Below are 21776 nucleotides of genomic sequence, written 5' to 3' on the forward strand. Positions count from 1 at the left end.
CGGGAGGGACCAAATGGCCCATATTGATTACTATTTTTCGCTCTTGTCGTCCTTCACCTATCTCGCGGGTGACCGTTTTGCCGAAATCGCTGCCAGTCATGGCGCGACCGTGCACTACAAACCCTATGATATTCTCGCCATGTTTGACCGCACAGGCGCACCGCGTCCGGCGCAGCGCACCGAAGGGCGCAAACTGTACCGGATGCAGGAACTCAAACGCTTTGCCGCCAAATTGGACAAGCCAATGAAGTTTGAGCCGGCATTCTGGCCGACCAACGTTGCGCCTGCCTCCTATGCGGTGATCGCGGCGCAAGAGGCGGGGGGTGGTGATCTCGACGGATTGGTGCAGCGCCTGTTGAACGCGGTCTGGGAAGAGGACAAAAATATCGCCGAGGATGCGGTGATCACCGAGGCGCTCAAGGCCTCTGGCTTTGATCCGATGTTGTCGATGACCGGGATGTTGAAGGGCGCCGAGGTCTATGCGCGCAACCTGGAGGACGCGCTTGCGGCCGGGGTGTTTGGCTCGCCATTTTATATCGTGACCGACACGGACGAGCGGTTTTGGGGGCAGGACCGGTTGGAAGATCTGGACGCTTATTTGGCGGCGCTTTAGTCGGTAAGCGTCGCCAAAAGCGCGTCGACATCGGCCTCAGTCGTGGACCAGCTTGCGACAAACCGCGCGAGCATCGGCTGATCCGGGTCACCTATCACGGGCTGTGCGCCCCAAAGATTATAGACCGCGCCGCGTGCCTTTGCCTTGGCGTGTTGGGCGCGAGTCAGGCGGGCGAACACCATATTGCCCGCCACCTCATAGGCCAACTCGCCACCGATCTCGGTGATCCCGGCGGCCAATCGTGCACCCATGGCATTGGCCTGGGTTGCCAGCTCAAGCCATAGATCATCCTGAAGCCACGCCAGTATTTGCGCCGAGACATAGCGCGCTTTTGAGAGATTGTGCCCGCCGCGCATCCGGTTGCTTTCAAAGGCATTTTTGAGCGATGGATCAAACAGGATCGCCGCCTCTGCCGCCATCGCGCCGGTTTTGGTCGCTCCCAAAGAGAGCGCCGAAATTTCGCGGGTCATTTCCCATGGCGAGGCGTGCGAGGCCGCCATCGCATTGGCAAACCGCGCGCCATCTAAGTGCAGTGGCAACTGTGCGGCATCAGCGATCGCGGCGATGTCCGCCGGGCGATAGAGTTCGCCAAATTCGGTCAAGTTGGTCAGGGACACGGCAGCGGGCGGGCTGGCGTGAATGTCGTCTTTGGCGCCGTCAGAGATGACTTCACCGTGCAGCTCCTCAGGGGCCAGACGGCTGGCCGTACCGGGCAAAGGTTTGAGTTTCGCCCCGCCGGAATAAAATGGCACGGAGTTGCGTTCATCCACCTCGATATGCGCGGTTTTATGGCAATAGATGATGCCCCAGGGCGGGGTCATCGCCGCCAGAATCGCCGCATTGGTGCCGGTGCCGGAGGTCATCGGATAGACCAATGCGTCCGGGGCCTGAAACAGGTCGCGCAGCCGCTCGGTCAATTCCGCCGTCCAGCGGTCCGTGCCGTAGGGGGAGGCGTAGCCGTCATTGGCTTTGGTCAGCGCTTCCATCAGTTTTGGATGCACGCCGGAGGTGTTGTCAGACCCAAAAAACATCAGCTCGGCTCCTCAATGATATAGTCTTCCCACTCGTCCTCATCGACCTCGAATTCCGGGACGGTGCGTCCGCGCACAGAGACGCCTGCGGCATGGACGCTTTCGGGATCGCCGGTCAACAGCGGATGCCAGTCGGGCAACTCGCGCCCCTGCCACAACAGGCGATAGGCGCAGGTGACGGGCATCCAATAGGCATGGGTTTCGATGGTCTCGGGGCTGAGTTGAATGCACTCAGGCACAAGGTTTTTGCGGATCTGATATTGGCCGCATTGGCAGGACTGATCATCCAAAAGCCGACAGGCGACGCGTGTTAAAAACACCTCGCCGGTGTCCGCATCCTCGATTTTATTAAGGCAACATTTGCCGCAGCCGTCACACAGCGCTTCCCATTCTTCGGGGGTCATCTTTTTGAGCGGGACGGTTTCCCAAAACCGGGGGCGCGTGCTCATTCCAGAGCGCCAAGGATCTGACGCGCCCGCTCGCAATCGGCATTCATTTGCACGATCAGCGCATCCAAATCAGTGAACACCAATTCGGGCCGCAGGTAATCGACAAAGGCGACGGAGAGATGTTCGTCGTAAAGATTGCCTTCAAAATCAAACACAAAGGTCTCAAGGCAGGGCAGATTTGCGCCAAAGGTCGGTTTGACGCCCAGAGACGCCGCGCCTTGATAGCTGCCTTTGTTCGGGCCGGTGAGGACATCGACCAGCACCGCGTAGACGCCAAATTTCGGCGCATGCAGCCCAGCGATGGACATATTGGCCGTCGGAAAGCCAAGATCGCGACCGCGTTTGTCGCCATGCCCGACCATGCCCTCGATGCGGTGCCAGTGACCCAGCATATTGGCGGCATCTTTCGGTCGGCCTTCGGCCAAAGCCACGCGGATCGCAGAGGAGGAGGAGACGCCGCCATCGGTTTCCAAAAGCTCGGCCACGGTGACGCCAAAGCCCATCTCTTCGCCAAACCGTTTGAGGTCTTCGACTTTGCCGGCGCGTTTGGAGCCAAAGCAAAAATCGGCCCCGACCACGACATGGCTCAGGCCAAGCCCGTCTTTGATCACGCTGCGGGCAAATTGTTCTGGCGTCATCGCTGCCATATCGGCGTCAAACGGCAGTTGAAACAACTGTTCAACCCCGAGTTTCGCCAGTCGATTGGCCTTGGCTTCGGCATTCATCAGGCGAAAGGGCGGGGCGCCGGGGGCAAAATATTCACGCGGATGGGGTTCAAAGGTGACAAGACCAAGTGGGCCATATTGGCGCGCAAGGTCAATGACACGGCGGTGACCAAGGTGCACACCATCAAAATTGCCAATGGCGGCAGAACAGCCTTTGGCCTCGTCAGGAATGTCGGTCCAGTGCGTGTGAATCTGCATGGGGCTCCTCGCGGGGAGCCCCCCGCGTCAGTCGAATTTGCGGCTCGGCGCAAGCACCATAGCCTCGCCTTTCAAGACTACGGTATCGCCTACGGTACAGCGACATTCAAGAGCAACCCGGCGTTTTGCGTGGATGATGTCGGTTACGGTCACTTCGGCCAACACGGTGTCGCCGGGGCGCACGGGGGCGAGGAATTTCAAAGTCTGGCCCATATAGATGGTGCCATGGCCGGGCAATTGCTCGCCAATCACCGCCGAAATGAGACCCGCCGTCAACATGCCATGGGCGATGCGGCCTTCGAAAATCGTGTCGTTGGCATAGTCATCGTCGAAATGCACGGGGTTGCGGTCGGTCGAAACTTCACCAAACAACTCGATGTCATGATCGGTGATGGTTTTGCGCAAAGAGCGCGTCATCCCGATTTCGATGTCCTCGATGCAGATGGTTCCGCGGGGCATATTGTCCAACATGATCTCCGAATCCTTCGCTGTGTTGCAGTGCAGCATAGACTCAAATGATAAACGAAACAATATTGCGCGAAAGAAAAAAACTAAAATGTGATGTTGTGTGCAAATATATTTCGCACAACATGTCTCTTATTTGAGGCAGTTTGTGGTGTGGCGCGGCCTGTTTGCCACGCCACAGCCACTTAGCGCAGAAGGGAAATGGCCGCTGTCGGAGCCAGGTTTTGCTCGGAGAGCCACATTTTCAACCGGGCAGGATCGGGGTTGATCGGATCGGGGCCGAATTCTTTGGCCGCCAAGCCGCCGGTGATGAACAATACGTCCAAGCCCTCGCCAATGCCGCCCATCACATCGGTGCCGATGCCATCGCCAATGCATAGGATGCGCGCGTCCTCGACCTCAGCGATGCGCGACAGGCGACGCCGCGCCAGATCATAAATCGGCGGGTGCGGTTTGCCGAAATAGAGGCTCTCACCGCCCATTTCGGTATAAAGCGCGGCCAAAGCCCCGGCGCACCATTCGCGGATTTCACCCCGATCGACAACAATGTCAGGGTTGGCACAGAGCAGTTTCATGCCCTTTTGCTTGGCGTAGAGGAAGGTGCCGCGATACTCTTCGGGATCGGCCAGAGGGTCTTCGGGACCAGAGCAGACAATGCCCTCCGCGTCCTTCAGCGGCACTTCGGTGATCTCAAGCGCTTCTTCCATAATGATGTCCATCGGCTGCATGAAATCGTCTTTGAACATGTCGCCGATGTGATGCACTTTTTGCCCCACCACGCCCAGATACATCGCCAAACGCGCCGAATCGCCTGAGGTGGCAATGGCGTCATAGGCGTCATCCGGCACGCCGAACTCTTTGATTTGAGTCGCAACCGAGCGCCAAGGTCGCGGCGAGTTGGTCACCAACACCACCTTGCCGCCGGTTTGACGGTACGCTTGCAGGGCCGCACAGGCCTCGGGGTAGGCGGTTACGCCGTTGTGGACACATCCCCACAGATCGACGAACAGCGCGTCGTAATTGGTGGAAATCTCGGGGAGCGATTGGATCAGGCGGGTCATTGGGGCCTCTGAATTTAGGGTCGCCTTTGATATAGGCTATTTGGGCGGAAAGGGGAGGGGCGGCATCAAGCGCAACGGATCGGGACCCTCAGCATGTCAGCCTTCAAAGGCTCTGGGGTAGATCAGCGCGGGAGTCTTCGTCTGTGTCGGGCCTGCGATCAAGGTGTGGTCCAGCGGATAGGGAGAGGTGAAGCCCGCCGGGATCGGGGCAAAACCGCAGCGGGTGTAAAATGCCGGATCGCCCAAAACGACCAAGCTGTTGCCGCTCATCACCGACCATTGCGAGATCATGCCAACAAGGCGTCGACCATGGCCATGACGTTGCAGATCGGGGCGGATGGCGACCGGGGCGAGGCAGAGCCAGCCTTTGGGTGAGACCATGGTCGAGAGCGCGGCATAGCCGACAATCCCCTCGGAGGAGGGCAGGACCATTTCGCCGGCGATCGCGCGGGTTTTGCGCAGATCATCGACCAGTTTGGCCTCGTCTTTTTGGCCAAAAGCGGCGGTCAAAAGGGCGAAGACCTCGTCCTCTTCGCCGCGTTTCAGTTCGCGCATGAAATCCGGGCGTGTCGCCATGAACGGCTCCTCAAACGAAAAAGGCCCGCCGGATTGGGCGGGCCTTTGGGCTATCGCTTAGATTACAGCTTCAGGTTCGGAATGATCTGTTTTTTGCGGGACATGATGCCCGGCAGCACAACAGAGTCGCCCGTCACAGTGGCGCCAAAGGATTTCTCCGCCACGGCTTTCACCACATCGTTTTGCACGAACATGGTGGCTTCTTCATTCAGAATATCGACCACGAACAACAGCACATGATCCACGCCGTCTTCCTTGGCGACATCGACCATGGAAGCCAACAGGCTGGCTTTGCGGTCCAGCACGATTTTCGGCGCGGTGGTTTCCAACACGGAGACGCGGAATTTGGTGCCTTCGACGGCGTATTCTTTCGAATCCATCCGCAACAATTCGGCGTCAGAAAAGGCGGAGACATCGGATTTGGCTTCGAACATTTCAGAGGCGTATTGGCCCAAGTTGATGTTCAGTTCAGAGGCCAGTTTTTCGGCCAGGGCTTTGTCCACGTCCGTGGTGGTTGGGGACCGGAATTCCAATGTGTCGGACAGGATGCAAGACAGCATCGCGCCTTTGATGTTGTCGGGCATTTTGGCGGCATCGTCGCCCATCAGGTCATACATGATTGTCGCGGTGCAGGCGAGCGGGCGGATGGTGATGTCGATCGGACCTTTGGTCTCAAGGCCGCCCACAAGTTTGTGGTGGTCAATGATGGCGATGACATTGGCGTCATTGATTGCGTCCGGCAATTCGGCCGGGTTGTTGGTGTCGACGATGACAACGTTCTGGCCTTCAGCAACCTCAGAAATGATCTCGGGCATTTCAAAGCCCCATTTCTCAACCACAAACGCGGCTTCTGTGTTCGGCGCGCCCAAAAGCACGGGTTTGGCGTCAACGCCTTTCACTTCGTTGAGGTACCATGCCCAGATGAGCGGGGAACCGGTGGAATCTGTGTCAGGGGATTTGTGGCCGAAAACGAGCGTGGTCATATGTCTGTCCCATAGATAGCGTGAGGATATTGGTATTTCGCGGTCCTTATAGGCGGTGCAGCATGGCTTGTCACCTGTTGAGCGCAGGGCTGTTTCGGTCGGTCGCGTGCAGGAGCATGTGGCGCTAAAACGCCCCGATATATCGAGGGGCGAGGCGAATGATATATTCTTCCTCATCGCGCGGCTCGACCCGCCAGCCCTCGTAAATCAATTCCAGCCGTTGGTTTAAAAAACTGGCCGCATCACCGGGAGCCGCTTTGAGATCAAAGGGGCGATCCATACCTGTCTCGATCAACGCGCGGACCTGATCGGCGCCGCGACCAAAACCACGGATGCCGCGCGGAATGCGTTCGTCCCTTGTCCGTGCGCGCCGTGTTGCGATGCGCGCGTCATGGGCCAGCGTGTCGTAATGCGATTGCCACAGTGCGCTGTCCAACAGTTTCAAATGCGCCAACATCAACGCGCTATCCACTTTGAATTTTGTGTGCTTGAGGGAATGCCCGCCGGGCATCATTTCGACCGGCGCTGTGATGATGCAGGGTTTACAAAACCGCGCGCGCAAAACGGCATAGGGCGCCTGTTCAGACAGAGGCTTGTCCCAATCCAGTCCCGCAAGATTGTTTTGGTCGCCATTCAGGGGCAGGACGTCATAGCCGACAGGGGCAAAATGGCCCTGATCCGCCAAAGACAGCAAATACTCTTTGCGGTCCGTGCCCACCTCGGGGTCCAGGACGATCAACTCATCGACGTCGTTGACCTGAACAACCTTGTAATATTCCAACAGGCCGGAGGCGTAGTTGGACAGGAACCGCCACCGGATCGCATCGAATTCCGCGTTGAATTCGCGCGGCAGGGTGATGTAATTTGTGCCCTCTGCGACGGCGGCTTGTGCCGGATCATCGCCGTGAGAAATGACAAACAGGTTTTCGCGGCCATAAGCGGCGGCGTTATGCTCGACCCATTTTTTGAGAAGTACGGGAGAATTCCATGCCATCGTGACTGCAGCAACTTTATTCGGTTTCACGTCAATCCCTTCTGTTCTCAAATGCGAGGCGATATCTTATGAGCGCAGATATAGCAGAAGTTCCCGATGAGGAATTCGTTAGTTGCCGGAATGGGGTGTGAATTGGAGGGGATACCGTCATGACCCTGAAAGAAACCGATCTTTATTCGCCCGTCAAAGCCCATTTCGAGGGGCTTGGTTATGACGTGAAAGCCGAGGTCAGGGGCGCCGATGTGATGGCGGTGAAACCAGATGAGGCCCCGGTGATCATTGAGCTGAAGACCGGGTTTTCGCTGATTCTGTTGCAACAGGGCATAGCCCGTCAGGCGTTGACTGATCGGGTCTACCTTGCCGTGCCGCGGTGGAAGGGCAAGGCGGGCTGGCGGATGTTCAAAGGCAATCTCGCGCTGTGCAAACGTCTGGGGCTTGGGGTGATCTCGGTGAATGTGGCGGAGCAGGCGGTGCAGGTGCATCACGATCCCCGGCCCTTTGTGCCGCGTAAGAACAAGGCCAAGTCTGCCAAACTGGTCAAAGAATTTGCGACCCGCGAGGGCGATCCTAACCTTGGTGGCACCCCGGCAGGTGGGCGGGTGACGAGTTATCGCCAAAACGCCGTGCGCTGTCGGGCGCATCTTTTGGAACATGGGCCGAGCAAAGGTCATGTGGTGGCAAAAGCCACAGGGGTGGCTCAGGCGACTCGGATCATGGCCGACAATCACTATGGCTGGTTTATGCGTGCCTCTCTCGGCGTCTATGCGCTCACAGATGCGGGCTTGAATGTGGAAATACCTTTGAAATCCTAGAGTTTATTGCAAAATTGCACCGTGGGCGCACCGGTGGTTTCGCCATTGGTCGCCAAGCAATTTGAGCGCAGGCTTTGGCATAAATTTTTCAAATCACGGCTGTTGACAGCTCTCCTTGTCCTCCCTAACTATGCAGCGTTGTCACTCACAGGCAGTGAGTGCTAACGCAAGATTTACGCCCACCCAAAGAGGTGGTGCTGACAACTGAAACTTTGAGCAAGGGAGCCTCGAAGATGGCATTTAAACCGCTGCATGACCGCGTTGTAGTTCGTCGCGTTGAAGGCGATGAAAAAACCAAGGGCGGCCTGATCATCCCCGATAGCGCAAAAGAAAAACCGGCCGAAGGCGAAATCGTCTCCGTTGGTGAAGGCGCACGTAAAGACAGCGGCGAGTTGATCGCGCCGAGCGTCAAAGCAGGTGACATCGTTCTGTTCGGCAAATGGTCCGGCACCGAAATCACCGTTGAGGGCGAAGAACTGCTCATCATGAAAGAGTCGGACATTCTCGGCATCATCGCCTGAGATCGCCCCCCTTTTCCTTTCACCTGAATTCAGGAGCTTACCATGGCTAAAGAAGTCAAATTCGACGTCGATGCACGCAACCGCATGCTGCGTGGCGTGAACATCCTCGCAGATGCTGTTAAAGTGACCCTCGGCCCGAAAGGCCGTAACGTTGTCATCGAAAAATCCTTCGGGTCGCCGCGCATCACCAAAGACGGTGTGTCGGTTGCCAAAGAGATTGATCTCGAAGACAAGTTCGAAAACATGGGCGCGCAGATGGTCAAAGAAGTGGCCTCGCGTACCAATGACGAAGCTGGCGACGGTACCACCACCGCCACCGTGCTTGCTCAGGCGATCATCAAAGAAGGCCTCAAGCAGGTTGCTGCTGGTCTGAACCCGATGGACCTGAAGCGCGGGATCGACCTTGCGACCCTCAAAGTCGTTCAGGCGATCAAAGACGCGTCTCGTCCGGTGAGCGACACTGCCGAAGTGGCTCAGGTTGGCACCATCTCCGCCAACGGCGAAGCTGAAATCGGTCGTCAAATCGCCGATGCGATGCAGAAAGTCGGCAACGACGGCGTCATCACTGTCGAAGAAAACAAAGGCATGGAAACCGAGACCACCGTGGTCGAAGGCATGCAGTTCGACCGTGGCTACCTGTCCCCGTATTTTGTCACCAACCCGGACAAAATGATCGCAGAACTCGAAGATTGCATCGTGCTTTTGCACGAGAAAAAACTCTCTTCGCTGCAGCCGATGGTGCCGCTTCTCGAGCAGGTCATCCAGTCGCAAAAGCCGCTTCTCATCATCGCTGAAGATGTGGAAGGCGAAGCGCTTGCAACCCTCGTGGTCAACAAACTGCGCGGCGGTCTGAAAATCGCAGCTGTCAAAGCACCGGGTTTCGGCGATCGCCGCAAAGCCATGTTGCAAGACATCGCGATCCTCACCGGTGGTCAGGTGATCTCCGAAGATCTCGGCATGAAACTCGAAAATGTCACCATGGACATGCTCGGTTCCGCCAAGAAAATCTCGATCACCAAAGACGAAACCACCATCGTTGATGGCGCAGGCGCCAAGGCCGAGATCGAAGCTCGCGTGGCTCAGATCCGCACCCAGATCGAAGAAACCACCTCTGACTACGATCGCGAAAAACTCCAGGAGCGCGTGGCCAAACTCGCTGGTGGTGTGGCCGTGATCCGCGTTGGCGGCATGACCGAGGTCGAAGTGAAAGAGCGCAAAGACCGTGTGGACGATGCTCTCAACGCAACCCGCGCCGCTGTCCAAGAAGGCATCGTCGTTGGCGGTGGTGTGGCTCTGGTTCAGGCTGGTAAAGTGCTCGAAGGTCTGACCGGTGAAAACTCCGATCAGAACGCCGGTATCGCCATCGTGCGCCGTGCGCTCGAAGCTCCGCTGCGTCAGATTGCTGAAAACGCTGGCGTCGATGGCGCTGTTGTGGCTGGCAAAGTGCGCGAATCCACCGACCTTACCTTTGGCTTCAACGCTCAAACCGAAGAATATGGCGACATGTTCGCGTTCGGTGTGATCGACCCGGCCAAAGTGACCCGCACCGCTTTGGAAGATGCGTCTTCCATCGCTGGTTTGCTGATCACCACCGAAGCCATGATCGCCGACAAGCCGTCGAAAGATGGCGGCAATGGCGGTATGCCCGACATGGGCGGCATGGGTGGCATGGGCGGCATGATGTAAGGGATTTCCACTCGGAAATCGCTTGGTCTCAGCCCAATCGCTAAATCATCTAAGGGTCGCTTTCGGGCGGCCCTTATCTCTTTGTCCGGGTTGGTTCTGGTGCGGGCACCAAAGATGTGGGGCGCGTTAAGTGCGGTGGGGGCGAAAAAACTTTCTTGATGCCATATGTCGCACCCTGCCTGCCCAGAAAAACAACATATTCGCCTCAGTCCTATGATTTTACAAAGATAAGCCAGTTGCCGCTTGCATGCCCCGTGCTCGCCCTGCAAAGTTTTAACAACCCTTTTAGAGATATAGACATGTTCTTGCGCCCCCTGACCTCTGACGATGATTTGCCGCTGTCCATCTTGTTGGACGGCACTTTCGGCGGGCCGGAGATGTACCGATTTGCTCTGGCATTGCGTCAGGAAGACGCGGTCGCGATGGAGCGCGTGGCAGTCGAAGACGGGCGGATTATCGGTTATATTTGTTGCGCACGCATGATTGTGCCGCAAGATTGGTGGGCGCTGTCGATTTTGGCGGTTTCTCCCAACCGTCACAAACGTGGGATGGGGCGTGAATTGGTGACCCGTGGCATGAACCATGCCAAGCGCGAAGGCGCCAAAGCCGTGGTCGTTGTCGGTGACCCGGCCTATTTCCACCGGGTTGGGTTTTCAACGCTGGCGGCATCGCGTTTGGAAACGCCTTTTGCCTCCGAATACACCTCGCTCTATCCGATTGCGCCGGGCACCGGGATGCAATCTGAGCGATTGATCTACCCTAATGCCTACACGCGTCTCAATGAGAACCTTGTCACCTAAAGCGGTTTAGCTCGCAGGCCCCAAGACCGTGTTCACATGGCCCATTTTACGGCCCGGTTTCGCATCCGCTTTGCCATAAAGGTGGATCGCGACAGCGCTGTTTTTGGCAAACTCGGGCATGCGGTCCACATCGTCGCCGATGAGATTGAGCATCTCCACATTGGAGTGGCGCGTTCCGTCGCCCAAGGGCCAACCGACCACGGCGCGGATATGTTGTTCGAACTGATCAATCACACAGCCGTTTTGGGTCCAATGGCCCGAATTGTGCACGCGCGGCGCGACTTCATTGACCACAAGCCCTTGCGGTGTGACAAAGAGTTCGACCCCCATGACGCCGACATAATCCAGCGCATTCAATATTTTAGCGGCCAAAAGCACAGCGTCGGTGCGTTGGGCGGGGGAGAGGCGTGCGGGCACGGTGGTGGTGTGCAAAATGCCGTTTATGTGAACGTTTTCACCCGGATCAAAACAGGAAATATCTCCCGCCTGACCGCGTGCGGCAATCACAGACACTTCATGGGTGAAACTGACAAAGCCTTCCAAAACTGCCGAAGCGCCTGCCATATCGGCCAGCGCTTGCGGGGCATCGTCGGGCGACATGATCCGCGCCTGACCTTTGCCGTCATAGCCAAAGCGGCGGGTTTTCAGGATGGCGGGGGTGCCAATTTCGGCAATGGCTTCGGCCAAATCGACCGCGTCATCGACGGCGGCAAAGGGGGCAACCGTCAGGCCCAAACCCGACAAAAATGCCTTTTCCGACAAACGGTCTTGCGACACGGCCAAGGCTTTGCGGTTTGGGCGGATCGGAACGATGGATTCGATCAGATCAAGCGCCGACGTTGGCACGTTTTCGAACTCATAGGTCACCACATCGACCGACTGCGCGAATGTTTTCAATGCCTCGACGTCGTCATAGCCAGCCTGGACATGAGCGTTGGCGACATGGGAGGCCGGGCAATCGCCGCCGGGTTCGAACACGCAGGTTTTGAATCCCAGACGGGAGGCGGCGACCGACAACATGCGGCCCAGTTGACCACCGCCAAGAATGCCGATGGTTGCGCCAGAGGGAAGAGGGGCGGGGAGGGGGGTCACATCAGTCATCCGTGGGCTCATCCGGGATAGAGGCAGAGAGGGCGTCGCGCCACGCATCCAGGCGCACGGCCAAACCCGCATCGGTGATCGCCAAAATGCCCGCGGCCATCAGGCCGGCATTGGCTGCGCCCGCTTCGCCAATCGCCATGGTGGCGACCGGAAAGCCCTTGGGCATTTGAACGATGGAATAGAGGCTGTCGACCCCAGACAAAGCGCGGGTTTGAACCGGCACGCCGACCACGGGGATGCGGGTTTTCGACGCCATCATACCGGGTAAATGCGCCGCCCCACCGGCCCCAGCAATGATCACTTTGAGACCCCGGTCTGCGGCCTCTTTGCCATAGCTCCAAAGCCGGTCCGGCGTGCGGTGGGCCGAGACGATTTTTGCCTCATAAGAGATGCCCAATTCGTCCAGAATTTCCGCTGCGCGTTTCATGGTCGGCCAATCGGATTGGCTGCCCATAATGATGCCGACGTCGACGCTCATATGATTGATCCCTCAGAAGATAGGTTCGCGATGTGTTGCACTCGCCCGCCTTATAACGTGCAGCCGATTTTTCGCAACGGGACGTTTGGAAAAGCCGCTTCAGGCGATGATATCTGGAGTGACTTCATCTTCGATGACCGCGATCCGGTCCTTGAGCGACAGCTTTTGCTTTTTCATTCGCTGAAGCCGCAGGGCATCCAAATGACCGGTTTGCTGCATCGCTTCAATGGCGGCATCAAGATCACGATGTTCGCGTTTGAGCACTTCAAGTTTCACCCGAAGCACGTCGTTATGATCCATTCGGTTGGACACGTTCATCGCGTTGTCTCTATCTGTTTTTCTGGTCTGTTGTCGCCGCCAATATTGCGGGCGCACGGTCTGTTTCAACTCTACTCCTAAACTTTCAAAACTCAAAGCACTCTGCTCGCCTCTCTTGAAGCCCGCGTTGCAACTCCCATATCTTAACCAAAGGGCCGCCGCTTTTGGGGCCCTTGATGGAACACAGTCGCTTCTGGGAGAGGACGTGTAATGACGAAAGTAAGTTTTGGCGCCCATCCGTTTTTATTGGGCTTCGACCAATTGGAACGTTTGGTGGAACGCACCGCAAAATCGGACGCGGGGGCTTATCCGCCTTATAATATTGAACAATCCTCCGATCACACCTATCGGATCACCCTTGCCGTGGCTGGGTTTTCGGATGCAGACCTGTCGATCACGCTGGAGGACCGGCAATTGGTTGTGCGTGGACGCCAAGCCGAGGATGCGGAGACGCGGGTTTTCCTACATCGTGGCATCGCGGGCCGTCAGTTTCAGCGTGCTTTCGTGTTGGCCGATGGGGTCGAAGTCACCGGTGCGTCAACGGAAAACGGGCTATTGCACATAGATCTCAATCGCGCCGTGGCCGAAAGCGTTGTTCAAACCATTCAAATACGGAAGGGATAAGCCCATGAATGCTTCATACCCACATTTCCCGGCGGCAGGCGTCGGATCAGAGGAAAAAATTGTCTATGTACGTCCCGTTGCCGTGTCTGATTTGCCCAAAGAGGTGCAAAGTCAGGCCGAGGGTCTCGACCATATCTATTCGGTGAATGACGCTGAGGGCACACGGCTTGCGCTTGTTGCCAATCTTCCTTTGGCTTTCGCTTTGGCGCGTGAACATGACTACGCGCCGGTGAATGTGCACTAAAGCGCTTTTGCTTTTGATCTGATTAAGATCAGGAGCAAAGCGCCCGCAATTTCGAAGGCGCGTGGGACTTTTGCAAATTTCCTGATTCAGGAAAGATGCAAAAGACTTTAAAGACCCGCATCCTGCGCCAAACCAGGTAAACCCAAGGTATAGTCCCCCTAAAAAGCCAAAACAGTATTTGCGCTTGGGGGGCTTTTATCCCTATCTCTAGGTCAGGCACCACCGAGCCAGCACGCTCGGTCTTTCCCCAACTGACCTGAGAGTGAGCGTCATATGAAAACCTCCCAATCTTATTCCATGCTGCAAAAGCTGTTGCACTGGGCCGTCGTTTTGACCTTTGCGTTTAACTATATCGTCTCTGATGGCATGGGGCGTGCGCTTGATGCGTTCTTGAAGACGGGGGTGAATGACACTCTCACCGCCAAATTCCATGTGATCGTGGGTGTTGTCACGCTTGTCTTGATGATCCTGCGCGTCCTTGTTCGTCTGATCCAAGGCGCGCCCGCCATGCCGCCCGCGCCGCACCCTTTGATGGAAAAAGCCGCGCAACTCGTGCATGTCGGTCTGTATGCGACCATGATCCTGACGCCAATGGCGGGGGCGTCCGCTTGGTTTCTTGGGGTCAAGATTGCAGGCGATGTCCATGAGGTTTTGGTCAACCTGACCGTCTTGCTCATCCTCGTTCACGTCGCGGCGGCGCTCTATCATCAGTTCATTTTGAAAGACAATCTGCTCAAACGGATGTCACTGCGCTGAGATCTCTCGCGCTGATTACGCAAAAAGCCCCGATCCTCAGGACCGGGGCTTTTTCATGACAAAGGCGTTGGGTTGTTATTGAGCGGCAATCAGACCCATGGCTTCGAGTTTCAAAATCACCTGATGCGCACAGTTGTCGACATCGGCACCAACCGTATCCACGCGCAGTTCGGGTTTTTCCGGGACATCGTAAGGATCTGAAATCCCGGTGAATTCTTTGATCTTGCCTTCGCGGGCCAGTTTGTAGAGCCCCTTACGATCACGTTTTTCACATTCTTCGATCGAGGTCGCGACATGGACTTCGACAAAGGCACCAAAGGCTTCGACATCTTCGCGTACGGCGCGGCGGGTCGTTGCATAAGGTGCGATCGGCGCACAGATGGCGATGCCGCCATTTTTGGTGATCTCAGAGGCAACATAGCCGATGCGGCGGATGTTCAGGTCACGGTGCTCTTTCGAGAAACCCAGCTCAGAGGACAGGTTTTTACGCACGATGTCGCCATCGAGGAGCGTGACCGGGCGCCCGCCCATTTCCATCAGTTTAACCATCAAAGCGTTGGCGATGGTGGATTTGCCAGAGCCAGAGAAACCGGTGAAGAACACGGTGAACCCCTGTTTGGAGCGCGGCGGTTTGGTGCGGCGCAGCTCTTTCACAACTTCCGGGAAAGAGAACCATTCCGGGATTTCAAGACCTTCGGCCAAGCGACGACGCAGTTCGGTGCCGGAGATGTTCAGGATGGTGATTTTATCCTTGTCTTCGATCTCGTCGATGGCTTCGTACTGAGCGCGCTCCTGGACCCAAACCATGTGTTTGAAGTCGACCATTTCGATGCCCATTTCCTCTTGATGCTCGCGGAACAGGTCCTGCGCATCATAGGGGCCATAGAAATCTTCGCCTTTGGAATTGTTGCCGGGGCCTGCGTGGTCACGACCGACGATGAAATGGGTACAGCCGTAGTTGGCGCGGATCAAGCCGTGCCACACAGCTTCGCGGGGACCCGCCATACGCATGGCCAGCGGCAAAAGCGACATCGCAGTGGTCGAGGCCGGGTATTTGTCCAGCACGGCCTCGTAGCAACGCACGCGGGTGAAGTGATCCACGTCGCCCGGTTTGGTCATGCCAACGACCGGATGAATCAAAAGGTTGGCCTGGGCTTCTTTCGCGGCGCGGAAGGTCAGTTCCTGGTGCGCGCGGTGCAACGGGTTGCGGGTTTGGAAGGCCACAACTTTGCGCCAGCCCATTTTGCGGAAATAGGCACGCAGTTCGTTCGGCGTGTCGCGACGGCCACGGAAATCGTAATGCACCGGCTGTTGAATGCCGGTGATCGGACCGCCGAGGTAGACTTTGCCGGCGGTGTTGTGAAGGTAATTCACGGCCGGGTGGGCGTCATCATCCGCGCCAAAGACGCTCGCGGCCTCTTTCGCTTTGTTCGGCACCCAATTATCGGTGACCGTCATCGTCGCAAGAATCACGCCCTCTTGGTCGCGCAGCGCGATGTCTTGGCCGTCTTCGAGGGCTTCAGCGAAGGCTTCGGACACATCCAGTGTGATCGGCATCGGCCAAAGCGTTCCGTCCGCCAGACGCATGTTGTCGACGACACCATCATAATCGGCCTCGGTCAGAAACCCTTTGAGCGGGTTAAACCCACCGTTCATCAGCAACTCAAGGTCGCAAATCTGGCGCGGGGTCAAGTCCCAGCTTACGAGATTGGCGGCCTCAACTTTCAGCTTTTGTGCGCTCTCATAAGAGACGTAAAGCTCAGGGATCGGTGCAAGGTTTTGGGACATACGGAAGGCCTTTTTTGGCTGGACAGTTCGACGATGTACAATAATCGACCCTGATCGGGTCAATCTCGTCCGATTAGCCTGAGCTCGGCATGAAAATCAACATGCTGCAGGTGCAGAAAGATGAAATGAGGCTCAAAGGCCTCATTCTTTGATCTATTCCGACCAATTTTCCGACAAATGTCGATCTTGAGAGATCAATATCCCGGTTTCGTCATTTTCATAGACACCGCATGCTGCCCGTCAGAGACCGGGCCGCCCGTGGGAGCGACTCAGTTTCGGGCGGGCAGTATGTGGCATGGCGGAGCTTACTCTTGGGCGGCAAGCCAATGTTCGGCGTCAAGGGCGGCCATACAGCCCATGCCTGCGCTTGTCACCGCTTGGCGGTATTTGTGATCGGTCAAATCACCCGCTGCAAACACACCGGGGATTGAGGTTTCGGTCGATCCCGGTTTCACCTTCACATAGCCGCCGTTGTGCAGTTCCAATTTACCCTTGACCAACTCCGTCGCGGGAGCGTGCCCAATGGCGACAAACACGCCTTTGGCCGGAATTTCGGTGATTTCTCCGGTTTTGACATTGCGGGCGCGCACGCCGTTGACGCCTTTGAGCGGGGCTTCGTCGCCAAAAACTTCAACCAATTCGTGATTCCAGAGCGGATGAATTTTCTCATTCTTCATCAACCGATCAATCAGGATTTTTTCCGCCCGCAAGCTGTCGCGGCGATGGATCAGCGTCACTTTCGAGGCGAAATTGGTCAAAAACAGCGCTTCTTCGACTGCCGTATTGCCGCCGCCGATCACAACGATCTCCATGCCGCGGTAAAAGAACCCGTCACAGGTGGCACAGGCCGAGACGCCAAAGCCCTTGAACGCCTCCTCAGAGTCGAGCCCAAGCCATTTTGCCCGCGCCCCCGTGGCCAAAATCACCGCATCCGCCGTGTAGATCGTGCCGCTGTCGCTTTTGGCCACGAAAGGGCGCACATCGGTGTCGAGCTCGGTGATCAGGTCGGAAATGATCTCCGTGCCCATGGCTTTGGCGTGCTCTTGCATCTTGACCATCAACTCGGGGCCTTGAATTTCGCTTTCGCCCGGCCAGTTTTCGACCTCGGTCGTGGTGGTCAATTGCCCGCCCGGCTCCATTCCTTGCACAAGGATCGGAGACAACATCGCGCGGGAGGCATAAACGCCCGCCGTGTAACCCGCCGGACCTGACCCGATGATCAGAACTTTGGTGTGTTTCGTGTCCGCCATTTTGGGGCCTCTTTCTTGGGATCTGTCGTGTTGGCTCCGATATAGGCATGACTGCGGCGTAGCGCAAACCCCGTTGGCTGTTCCTTTCTGCGCGGATGGGCGTTCAAAACGGCGCAGCGCTTGTGCGACCGTGTTGCCCCATTCAGCGGAATAAGGTCCGTTTTGATGGCGGATTTGGCCGATTTTGGCTGAAAGCATGGGCATGTGCTGCGATCTTGATCATCTCTTCGGTGAAATCCTCTTGAAATGATCTTGCTTAAATGAGAAAGAATGTTGCGCGCGGAGCCGCCTGCGCACATGTTTCGAAAAACATGCCCGATTTGGCCAAAAAGACCGGAGAAAAACATGCCCCCTCACAAGCTCGACGACATCGACCGTAAAATCCTTGCTGAATTACAGGCCGACGGTCGGATGACCAACGTTGAGTTGGCCAAACGTGTGGGGATTTCCGCGCCGCCCTGCCTGCGCCGGGTGCGCACCTTGGAAGAGAGCGGCTACATCAAAGGCTACCACGCGGTCGTCGATGCGCGGGCACTGAATTTTGAGGTTCAGGTGTTTGCCATGGTCGGGCTGCAAAGTCAGGCCGAGGTCGATCTGTCGAAATTCGAAGCGAAATGCCGCGAATGGCCCTTGGTCCGCGAATGTCACATGTTGAACGGCGAGGTGGATTTCATCCTCAAATGCGTGGCACCCGACCTGTCGACCTTTCAAAGTTTCCTCACCGGAGAGCTGTTGTCGACCGAGAATGTCGCCAGCGTCAAAACCTCACTGGTGATCCGCTGTGCCAAGGATGAACCGGGTGTGCCATTTGAAGTGCTCGAAGCCCGTTTGGCGCAAAACGCCTAACGCGGCCTGTCCACCCCATAGATGAAAAACGGCCCGTGCCTTTTGGCCGGGCCGTTTTCTTTGATCGCCACCTGGAGGGATTGGGATCGAAAGGCGTGGAGATCTGCGGCGATCAGGCTTTGTCTAACATGATCAAATCGGTCGGTGACAGGCGCGGATAGGACATCGCGCCAAAGGCCCCAAGCCCGTCCAAATGCGGAAACAGCGCCATGAATTGCGCCCGCAGCTCGCTTGGCAATTGGCGCGACGCCGTGGTGCCCGGATGATAGCTCTCAAGTTCGACCCCGTTGACGCGGATCAACCGATGCTGGCTGAGGCCAATATGGTAGCTGCGCACGGAGGACATCGGCGTCACTTCGATCACAGAAACCCCATCCACCAGACTGGGCACAGGGGCCAGCGCTTGGGTCGTGCCAAGATAGGATTTGAGCGCCTGGGCGCGGTAGAGATAGCGAGCGCCTGCCCCCAGCATCAAATCCGGTGACGGGCGGCCAAGACCAAAGGTGTCGGCGGTGATCCGGTACAGGCGTTCAGGTTTTGCGTCCTGCGCGCGTGTGCCACCTGTGTCGATCTGCATCGAGCCGATCCATCTTACCGTCTGCACATCGCCTTCGACGGCCTCCACTTGATCGCCGGGCAGCAGGTCTTCGATCGCGACGGGTCCCATGGGGGTGGGGATCAACGCGCCACGGGCAAAGGCATTAAAGGCGGCTTCAAAGACGGGCAGGGCCGGGGCCGACAGCGCCGCATCGCGAATGTCACCGTTTGCGGCAAGCCATTGAATATCATAGCTGCGCCGCATGACGGTGGGCTGATCGGCGGGGCGTTCATAGGGACGGGTGCGCCTCACCGTCCACGCGGGTTGACCTGATCTGTCATGATGAGAGAGACCCGGATCGGCAACGGTATGGGCCTGGCGCATCGCTATGGATGCACCTCTTAGGGGCTGCGACATAGGTCACCTCGTCACTGTGTCGGCCCCCACCGGAACAGTGCGTCAACGATCACCCGGTTTCGGATGCATTGTCAAAAATTTTATCTAATTACGGTTAACGGCGGACCCAGTCCGCTGGCCCGCCGTTTCATTGTTTCTCAAATCTGATGCAATCCTGCGGTGACCTTACCCGCTGCGCCCCTGTCCGAAGGAAAAAGCGGCGAATCGATTTAGGCCGAAGCGACGAGTTTCATCGACCGTACGCCGGTCTTTTTGGCAATGAACGCATCGCGGCGTAGGCCACGGGCCCATGGCATTTGCACGTCGGTCTTTTTGGCTTCGGCGATCATTGATTTCATCCAACGGCGGTTTTTCATCTCTGCTCTCACTTTATGTCATCGGGGCGCTCGGCCCGGTTTACCGTTTTGTTGCTGCCAATATGCAGGGAGGCTTCGGCAAAAATGCGGCGTATGGGGCAGAAAATTTGGCGAGATGTGTGGGAGAGTATGTCGATGGTGCGCAGAGCGGAGATGTCGCGTTAACCATGGAGAATGTAAGGTTAATTTCCAAACCTTGGAAACAATAGGCGCAAGTTTTGGGGATTGTTTCGGGCAAAAATAGGGCAAGGCTACGCCGCATTCGTGCCACAATGCGCCGGGGCCGCGCCTGCCCTAGGCCCGAAAGTTCGGTCGTCTTAAAGCCGGATCACCGATATGAGTCGCCCGTAATCCGCCTCTTTGCGATGCACCGAGCGGCGGTAGGAATAAAACCGGGACGGGTCGAAATAGGTGCAATGGCGGGTCCATTCGGCATGGCCAACCCCCGCTTCGCGCAGGCGATATAACCCAAAAGCCGGAAGGTCAAAGAGGTAGCGGTCGCCTGAGCCATTGGTGAAAAACCGCGCGTAGATCGGGTTCTCGGCATAGAAATCTTCAAAGAATTCAGGACCAACCTCATAGGCGCGTTGGGAAATCGACGGGCCGATGACGGCGGTGATCGCCTCCCGTTTTGCCCCCAATGTTTCCATCGCTTCAATCGTGGCCTCCAACACTCCGGCCGCCGCGCCTTTCCACCCGGCATGGGCCGCGCCAATGACGCCGGTGTCACGATCGGCAAACAGCACCGGCTGGCAATCGGCGGTGAGGATCACCAAGGCCAATCCCGGTTGATCGGTGACCAAAGCATCGGCCTTTGGAACATCGCCGCTTTGCGGTCCGGTGACAATCGCCACATCGGCGGAGTGGATTTGATGCGCGGCGCAGAGCTGATCCGGTGTCAGATCCATGGCCTTGGCCACCCGCGCGCGGTTGATTTTTACGATGTCGGATTGATCGGTGGAGCCAAGCCCACAGTTCAGCCCCTCAAACACCCCCGACGAGGCCCCGCCTTTGCGGGTGAAAAACCCGTGTGCCACGCCATCGAGCGCGTTGGAGGTGATGATTTCAAGGCTCATGCGTCAAATCCTGGCGGCAGTAATTTGGCTGTGGGGGCGAGGGCGAGTGCTTTGAAAAGCGTTCCCATTTCTGCGGGTGAGGTCAACCTGTCAAATGCGGCGATGTGAGATTTAAGGGCATCACCGCTCAACTTTGTGGCAAGCGCTTCGGCGCGCGCGGAGATCCCGAGCCGTCCCAAGAGCATCCCTTGCGGGATCATCTGAGACGCCACGGCTCCCGCGCTCTGTGCGGCGCGCGCCAAGGCGTCGAAATCCACATGGGCGGTAAGATCGGCGCAACCGGGGCGCGCGAGGGGATCGACCATCTGATGCGCCTCAAGCGCCTGAAACGTATCGCCCAGCGAGCGCCAATCGCCATAATCGACAAAAAGGGCCGCGCCGCCATGCCGTGCAATGCGCGTGGCGATCTCGGTCACAATCGGCGTGCTTGCGGGACAGATCTCGACAATGTCGCCGTCTTTGGTGTCTTTCAGCCGATGCGCCAGTTCTGGCATGGGGGTGGCGGCGGAGAGGCCAAGGGTCAAAGCCCCATTGAGCAGCCCCACCTGCGCCTCGCGCCATCCCGCGCCATCGCGGGTGAATTGACGGATCGGCAGGGCGTCGAAGAACTCGTTGGCGACCAGCCATAAAGGCGCTTGAGGCAGGTTCGCCACACTCTCAAGCCATGTGATCTCATAGGCGGCCAGCGTCTTGGCCTGTGTGGCCTGCAAGGTCGGGGAGGCCTCGATCAGATGTACTTTCATTGCGGCGTGCAACCCCGGAACGGCTTTGGTCACGCGCAGGATATCGGCCATCAAGGTGCCGCGTCCGGGGCCAATCTCGGCGAGGGTAAAGGGCGAGGGCGCGCCTTGGTCCAACCAGCTTTGCGCCAGACACAGCCCGATCATCTCGCCAAACATCTGGCTGATTTCCGGTGCGGTGGTGAAATCGCCGCCTGCGCCCAAAGGGTCGCGTGTGGTGTAATAGCCATGCTCGGGATGTAGCAGGCAATCGCTCATGAATTCCGCTAACGACATCGGACCCGCATGCCGGATGCGGCGGGTCAGAAGGTCAGCGAGCGGCGTCATCTG

At 57.4% G+C, this 21776-nt stretch carries 26 protein-coding genes; 9 read left to right on the forward strand and 17 right to left on the reverse strand.

Translation table 11 applies throughout. From position 1 onward, the window contains the following. The first annotated feature begins 13 nt into the window (after nucleotides 1–13). Nucleotides 14–613: a 2-hydroxychromene-2-carboxylate isomerase gene (locus tag B30_RS15045; RefSeq protein ID WP_009572979.1), complete on the forward strand. Its 600-nt coding sequence runs from the start codon at nucleotides 14–16 to the stop codon at nucleotides 611–613. Here the strand turns inward: B30_RS15045 and B30_RS15050 are convergent. The 8 genes from B30_RS15050 to B30_RS15085 form a co-directional block, all read right to left on the reverse strand. Beyond that, nucleotides 610–1644: a threonine aldolase family protein gene (locus B30_RS15050; protein ID WP_009572980.1), complete on the reverse strand. Its 1035-nt coding sequence runs from the start codon at nucleotides 1642–1644 to the stop codon at nucleotides 610–612. The genes B30_RS15045 and B30_RS15050 overlap by 4 nt on opposite strands. Further along, nucleotides 1644–2093: a YcgN family cysteine cluster protein gene (locus tag B30_RS15055; protein WP_009572981.1), complete on the reverse strand. Its 450-nt coding sequence runs from the start codon at nucleotides 2091–2093 to the stop codon at nucleotides 1644–1646. Before B30_RS15055 ends, B30_RS15050 begins: the two co-directional genes overlap by 1 nt. Next, on the reverse strand, nucleotides 2090–3016 hold the full coding sequence (locus B30_RS15060) for a bifunctional riboflavin kinase/FAD synthetase (RefSeq protein WP_009572982.1): 927 nt from the start codon (nucleotides 3014–3016) through the stop codon (nucleotides 2090–2092). Before B30_RS15060 ends, B30_RS15055 begins: the two co-directional genes overlap by 4 nt. Nucleotides 3017–3043: 27 nt before the next feature. Continuing rightward, nucleotides 3044–3487 carry a MaoC family dehydratase gene (locus tag B30_RS15065; protein WP_009572983.1) on the reverse strand — a complete coding sequence of 148 codons (444 nt, stop codon included), beginning with the start codon at nucleotides 3485–3487 and terminating at the stop codon, nucleotides 3044–3046. A 179-nt stretch (nucleotides 3488–3666) separates the two neighbouring features. Then, nucleotides 3667–4542 carry a TIGR01459 family HAD-type hydrolase gene (locus B30_RS15070; RefSeq protein WP_009572984.1) on the reverse strand — a complete coding sequence of 292 codons (876 nt, stop codon included), beginning with the start codon at nucleotides 4540–4542 and terminating at the stop codon, nucleotides 3667–3669. Between the two features lie 96 nt (nucleotides 4543–4638). Then, nucleotides 4639–5118, reverse strand: coding sequence for a GNAT family N-acetyltransferase (locus B30_RS15075; RefSeq protein WP_009572985.1), 480 nt, complete (start codon nucleotides 5116–5118; stop codon nucleotides 4639–4641). Between the two features lie 62 nt (nucleotides 5119–5180). Then, complete coding sequence (locus B30_RS15080) at nucleotides 5181–6101, reverse strand: manganese-dependent inorganic pyrophosphatase (protein WP_009572986.1); 921 nt, start codon at nucleotides 6099–6101, stop codon at nucleotides 5181–5183. Nucleotides 6102–6225: 124 nt separating this feature from the next. Further along, the gene (locus B30_RS15085; RefSeq protein WP_009572987.1) at nucleotides 6226–7125 is read right to left on the reverse strand and encodes a hypothetical protein; all 900 of its coding nucleotides are present in this window, start codon (nucleotides 7123–7125) and stop codon (nucleotides 6226–6228) included. Between the two features lie 119 nt (nucleotides 7126–7244). Between B30_RS15085 and B30_RS15090 the strand changes: the two genes are divergently transcribed. The 4 genes from B30_RS15090 (at nucleotide 7245) to B30_RS21505 (ending at nucleotide 10914) form a co-directional block, all read left to right on the forward strand. Further along, nucleotides 7245–7907 (forward strand): DUF2161 domain-containing phosphodiesterase, encoded by a 663-nt coding sequence (locus B30_RS15090; RefSeq protein ID WP_009572988.1) that lies wholly within the window; start codon nucleotides 7245–7247, stop codon nucleotides 7905–7907. A 233-nt stretch (nucleotides 7908–8140) separates the two neighbouring features. Beyond that, nucleotides 8141–8428: a co-chaperone GroES gene (locus B30_RS15095; RefSeq protein WP_009572989.1), complete on the forward strand. Its 288-nt coding sequence runs from the start codon at nucleotides 8141–8143 to the stop codon at nucleotides 8426–8428. A gap of 42 nt (nucleotides 8429–8470) precedes the next feature. Beyond that, complete coding sequence (gene groL / locus B30_RS15100; protein ID WP_009572990.1) at nucleotides 8471–10114, forward strand: chaperonin GroEL; 1644 nt, start codon at nucleotides 8471–8473, stop codon at nucleotides 10112–10114. A gap of 299 nt (nucleotides 10115–10413) precedes the next feature. Continuing rightward, nucleotides 10414–10914 (forward strand): GNAT family N-acetyltransferase, encoded by a 501-nt coding sequence (locus tag B30_RS21505; RefSeq protein ID WP_009572991.1) that lies wholly within the window; start codon nucleotides 10414–10416, stop codon nucleotides 10912–10914. Nucleotides 10915–10920: 6 nt separating this feature from the next. Here the strand turns inward: B30_RS21505 and B30_RS15110 are convergent, their stop codons facing one another. The 3 genes from B30_RS15110 to B30_RS15120 form a co-directional block, all read right to left on the reverse strand. Continuing rightward, nucleotides 10921–12015 (reverse strand): 5-(carboxyamino)imidazole ribonucleotide synthase, encoded by a 1095-nt coding sequence (locus tag B30_RS15110; RefSeq protein WP_009572992.1) that lies wholly within the window; start codon nucleotides 12013–12015, stop codon nucleotides 10921–10923. After that, nucleotides 12008–12493, reverse strand: a complete 486-nt coding sequence (gene purE / locus B30_RS15115) for a 5-(carboxyamino)imidazole ribonucleotide mutase (protein WP_009572993.1) — start codon at nucleotides 12491–12493, stop codon at nucleotides 12008–12010. Before purE ends, B30_RS15110 begins: the two co-directional genes overlap by 8 nt. Nucleotides 12494–12592: 99 nt before the next feature. After that, nucleotides 12593–12811, reverse strand: coding sequence for a YdcH family protein (locus B30_RS15120; RefSeq protein WP_009572994.1), 219 nt, complete (start codon nucleotides 12809–12811; stop codon nucleotides 12593–12595). Nucleotides 12812–13021: 210 nt separating this feature from the next. Between B30_RS15120 and B30_RS15125 the strand changes: the two genes are divergently transcribed. The 3 genes from B30_RS15125 (at nucleotide 13022) to B30_RS15135 (ending at nucleotide 14435) form a co-directional block, all read left to right on the forward strand. After that, nucleotides 13022–13435 (forward strand): Hsp20 family protein, encoded by a 414-nt coding sequence (locus tag B30_RS15125; RefSeq protein ID WP_009572995.1) that lies wholly within the window; start codon nucleotides 13022–13024, stop codon nucleotides 13433–13435. A 4-nt stretch (nucleotides 13436–13439) separates the two neighbouring features. After that, nucleotides 13440–13679 carry a DUF1150 family protein gene (locus B30_RS15130; protein ID WP_009572996.1) on the forward strand — a complete coding sequence of 80 codons (240 nt, stop codon included), beginning with the start codon at nucleotides 13440–13442 and terminating at the stop codon, nucleotides 13677–13679. Nucleotides 13680–13952: 273 nt separating this feature from the next. Further along, entirely contained in the window at nucleotides 13953–14435 is a 483-nt protein-coding gene (locus tag B30_RS15135) for a cytochrome b (protein ID WP_009572997.1), read from the forward strand. A gap of 75 nt (nucleotides 14436–14510) precedes the next feature. On the opposite strand, the gene B30_RS15140 is transcribed toward B30_RS15135, so the two are convergent. Then, on the reverse strand, nucleotides 14511–16223 hold the full coding sequence (locus B30_RS15140) for a bifunctional sulfate adenylyltransferase/adenylylsulfate kinase (protein ID WP_009572998.1): 1713 nt from the start codon (nucleotides 16221–16223) through the stop codon (nucleotides 14511–14513). A 305-nt stretch (nucleotides 16224–16528) separates the two neighbouring features. Then, nucleotides 16529–17473 carry a thioredoxin-disulfide reductase gene (gene trxB / locus B30_RS15145; RefSeq protein ID WP_009572999.1) on the reverse strand — a complete coding sequence of 315 codons (945 nt, stop codon included), beginning with the start codon at nucleotides 17471–17473 and terminating at the stop codon, nucleotides 16529–16531. Nucleotides 17474–17818: 345 nt separating this feature from the next. On the opposite strand from trxB, the gene B30_RS15150 reads away from it, so the two are divergent. Continuing rightward, nucleotides 17819–18319, forward strand: a complete 501-nt coding sequence (locus B30_RS15150) for an Lrp/AsnC family transcriptional regulator (RefSeq protein ID WP_009573000.1) — start codon at nucleotides 17819–17821, stop codon at nucleotides 18317–18319. Nucleotides 18320–18431: 112 nt separating this feature from the next. On the opposite strand, the gene B30_RS15155 is transcribed toward B30_RS15150, so the two are convergent. From B30_RS15155 to B30_RS15165, 4 genes are all read right to left on the reverse strand, one after another. Further along, entirely contained in the window at nucleotides 18432–19241 is an 810-nt protein-coding gene (locus B30_RS15155; protein ID WP_009573001.1) for a Hint domain-containing protein, read from the reverse strand. A gap of 242 nt (nucleotides 19242–19483) precedes the next feature. Continuing rightward, nucleotides 19484–19630 (reverse strand): hypothetical protein, encoded by a 147-nt coding sequence (locus tag B30_RS22390; RefSeq protein ID WP_193217713.1) that lies wholly within the window; start codon nucleotides 19628–19630, stop codon nucleotides 19484–19486. A gap of 317 nt (nucleotides 19631–19947) precedes the next feature. Next, nucleotides 19948–20706, reverse strand: a complete 759-nt coding sequence (gene pgeF / locus B30_RS15160) for a peptidoglycan editing factor PgeF (RefSeq protein WP_009573002.1) — start codon at nucleotides 20704–20706, stop codon at nucleotides 19948–19950. Further along, nucleotides 20703–21773 carry a class I SAM-dependent methyltransferase gene (locus B30_RS15165; protein WP_040402680.1) on the reverse strand — a complete coding sequence of 357 codons (1071 nt, stop codon included), beginning with the start codon at nucleotides 21771–21773 and terminating at the stop codon, nucleotides 20703–20705. Before B30_RS15165 ends, pgeF begins: the two co-directional genes overlap by 4 nt. Nucleotides 21774–21776: the final 3 nt, after the last annotated feature.

It is taken from the genome of Celeribacter baekdonensis B30, from assembly GCF_000299875.1.
In the GTDB taxonomy this organism is placed as follows: Bacteria; Pseudomonadota; Alphaproteobacteria; order Rhodobacterales; family Rhodobacteraceae; genus Celeribacter; species Celeribacter baekdonensis_A.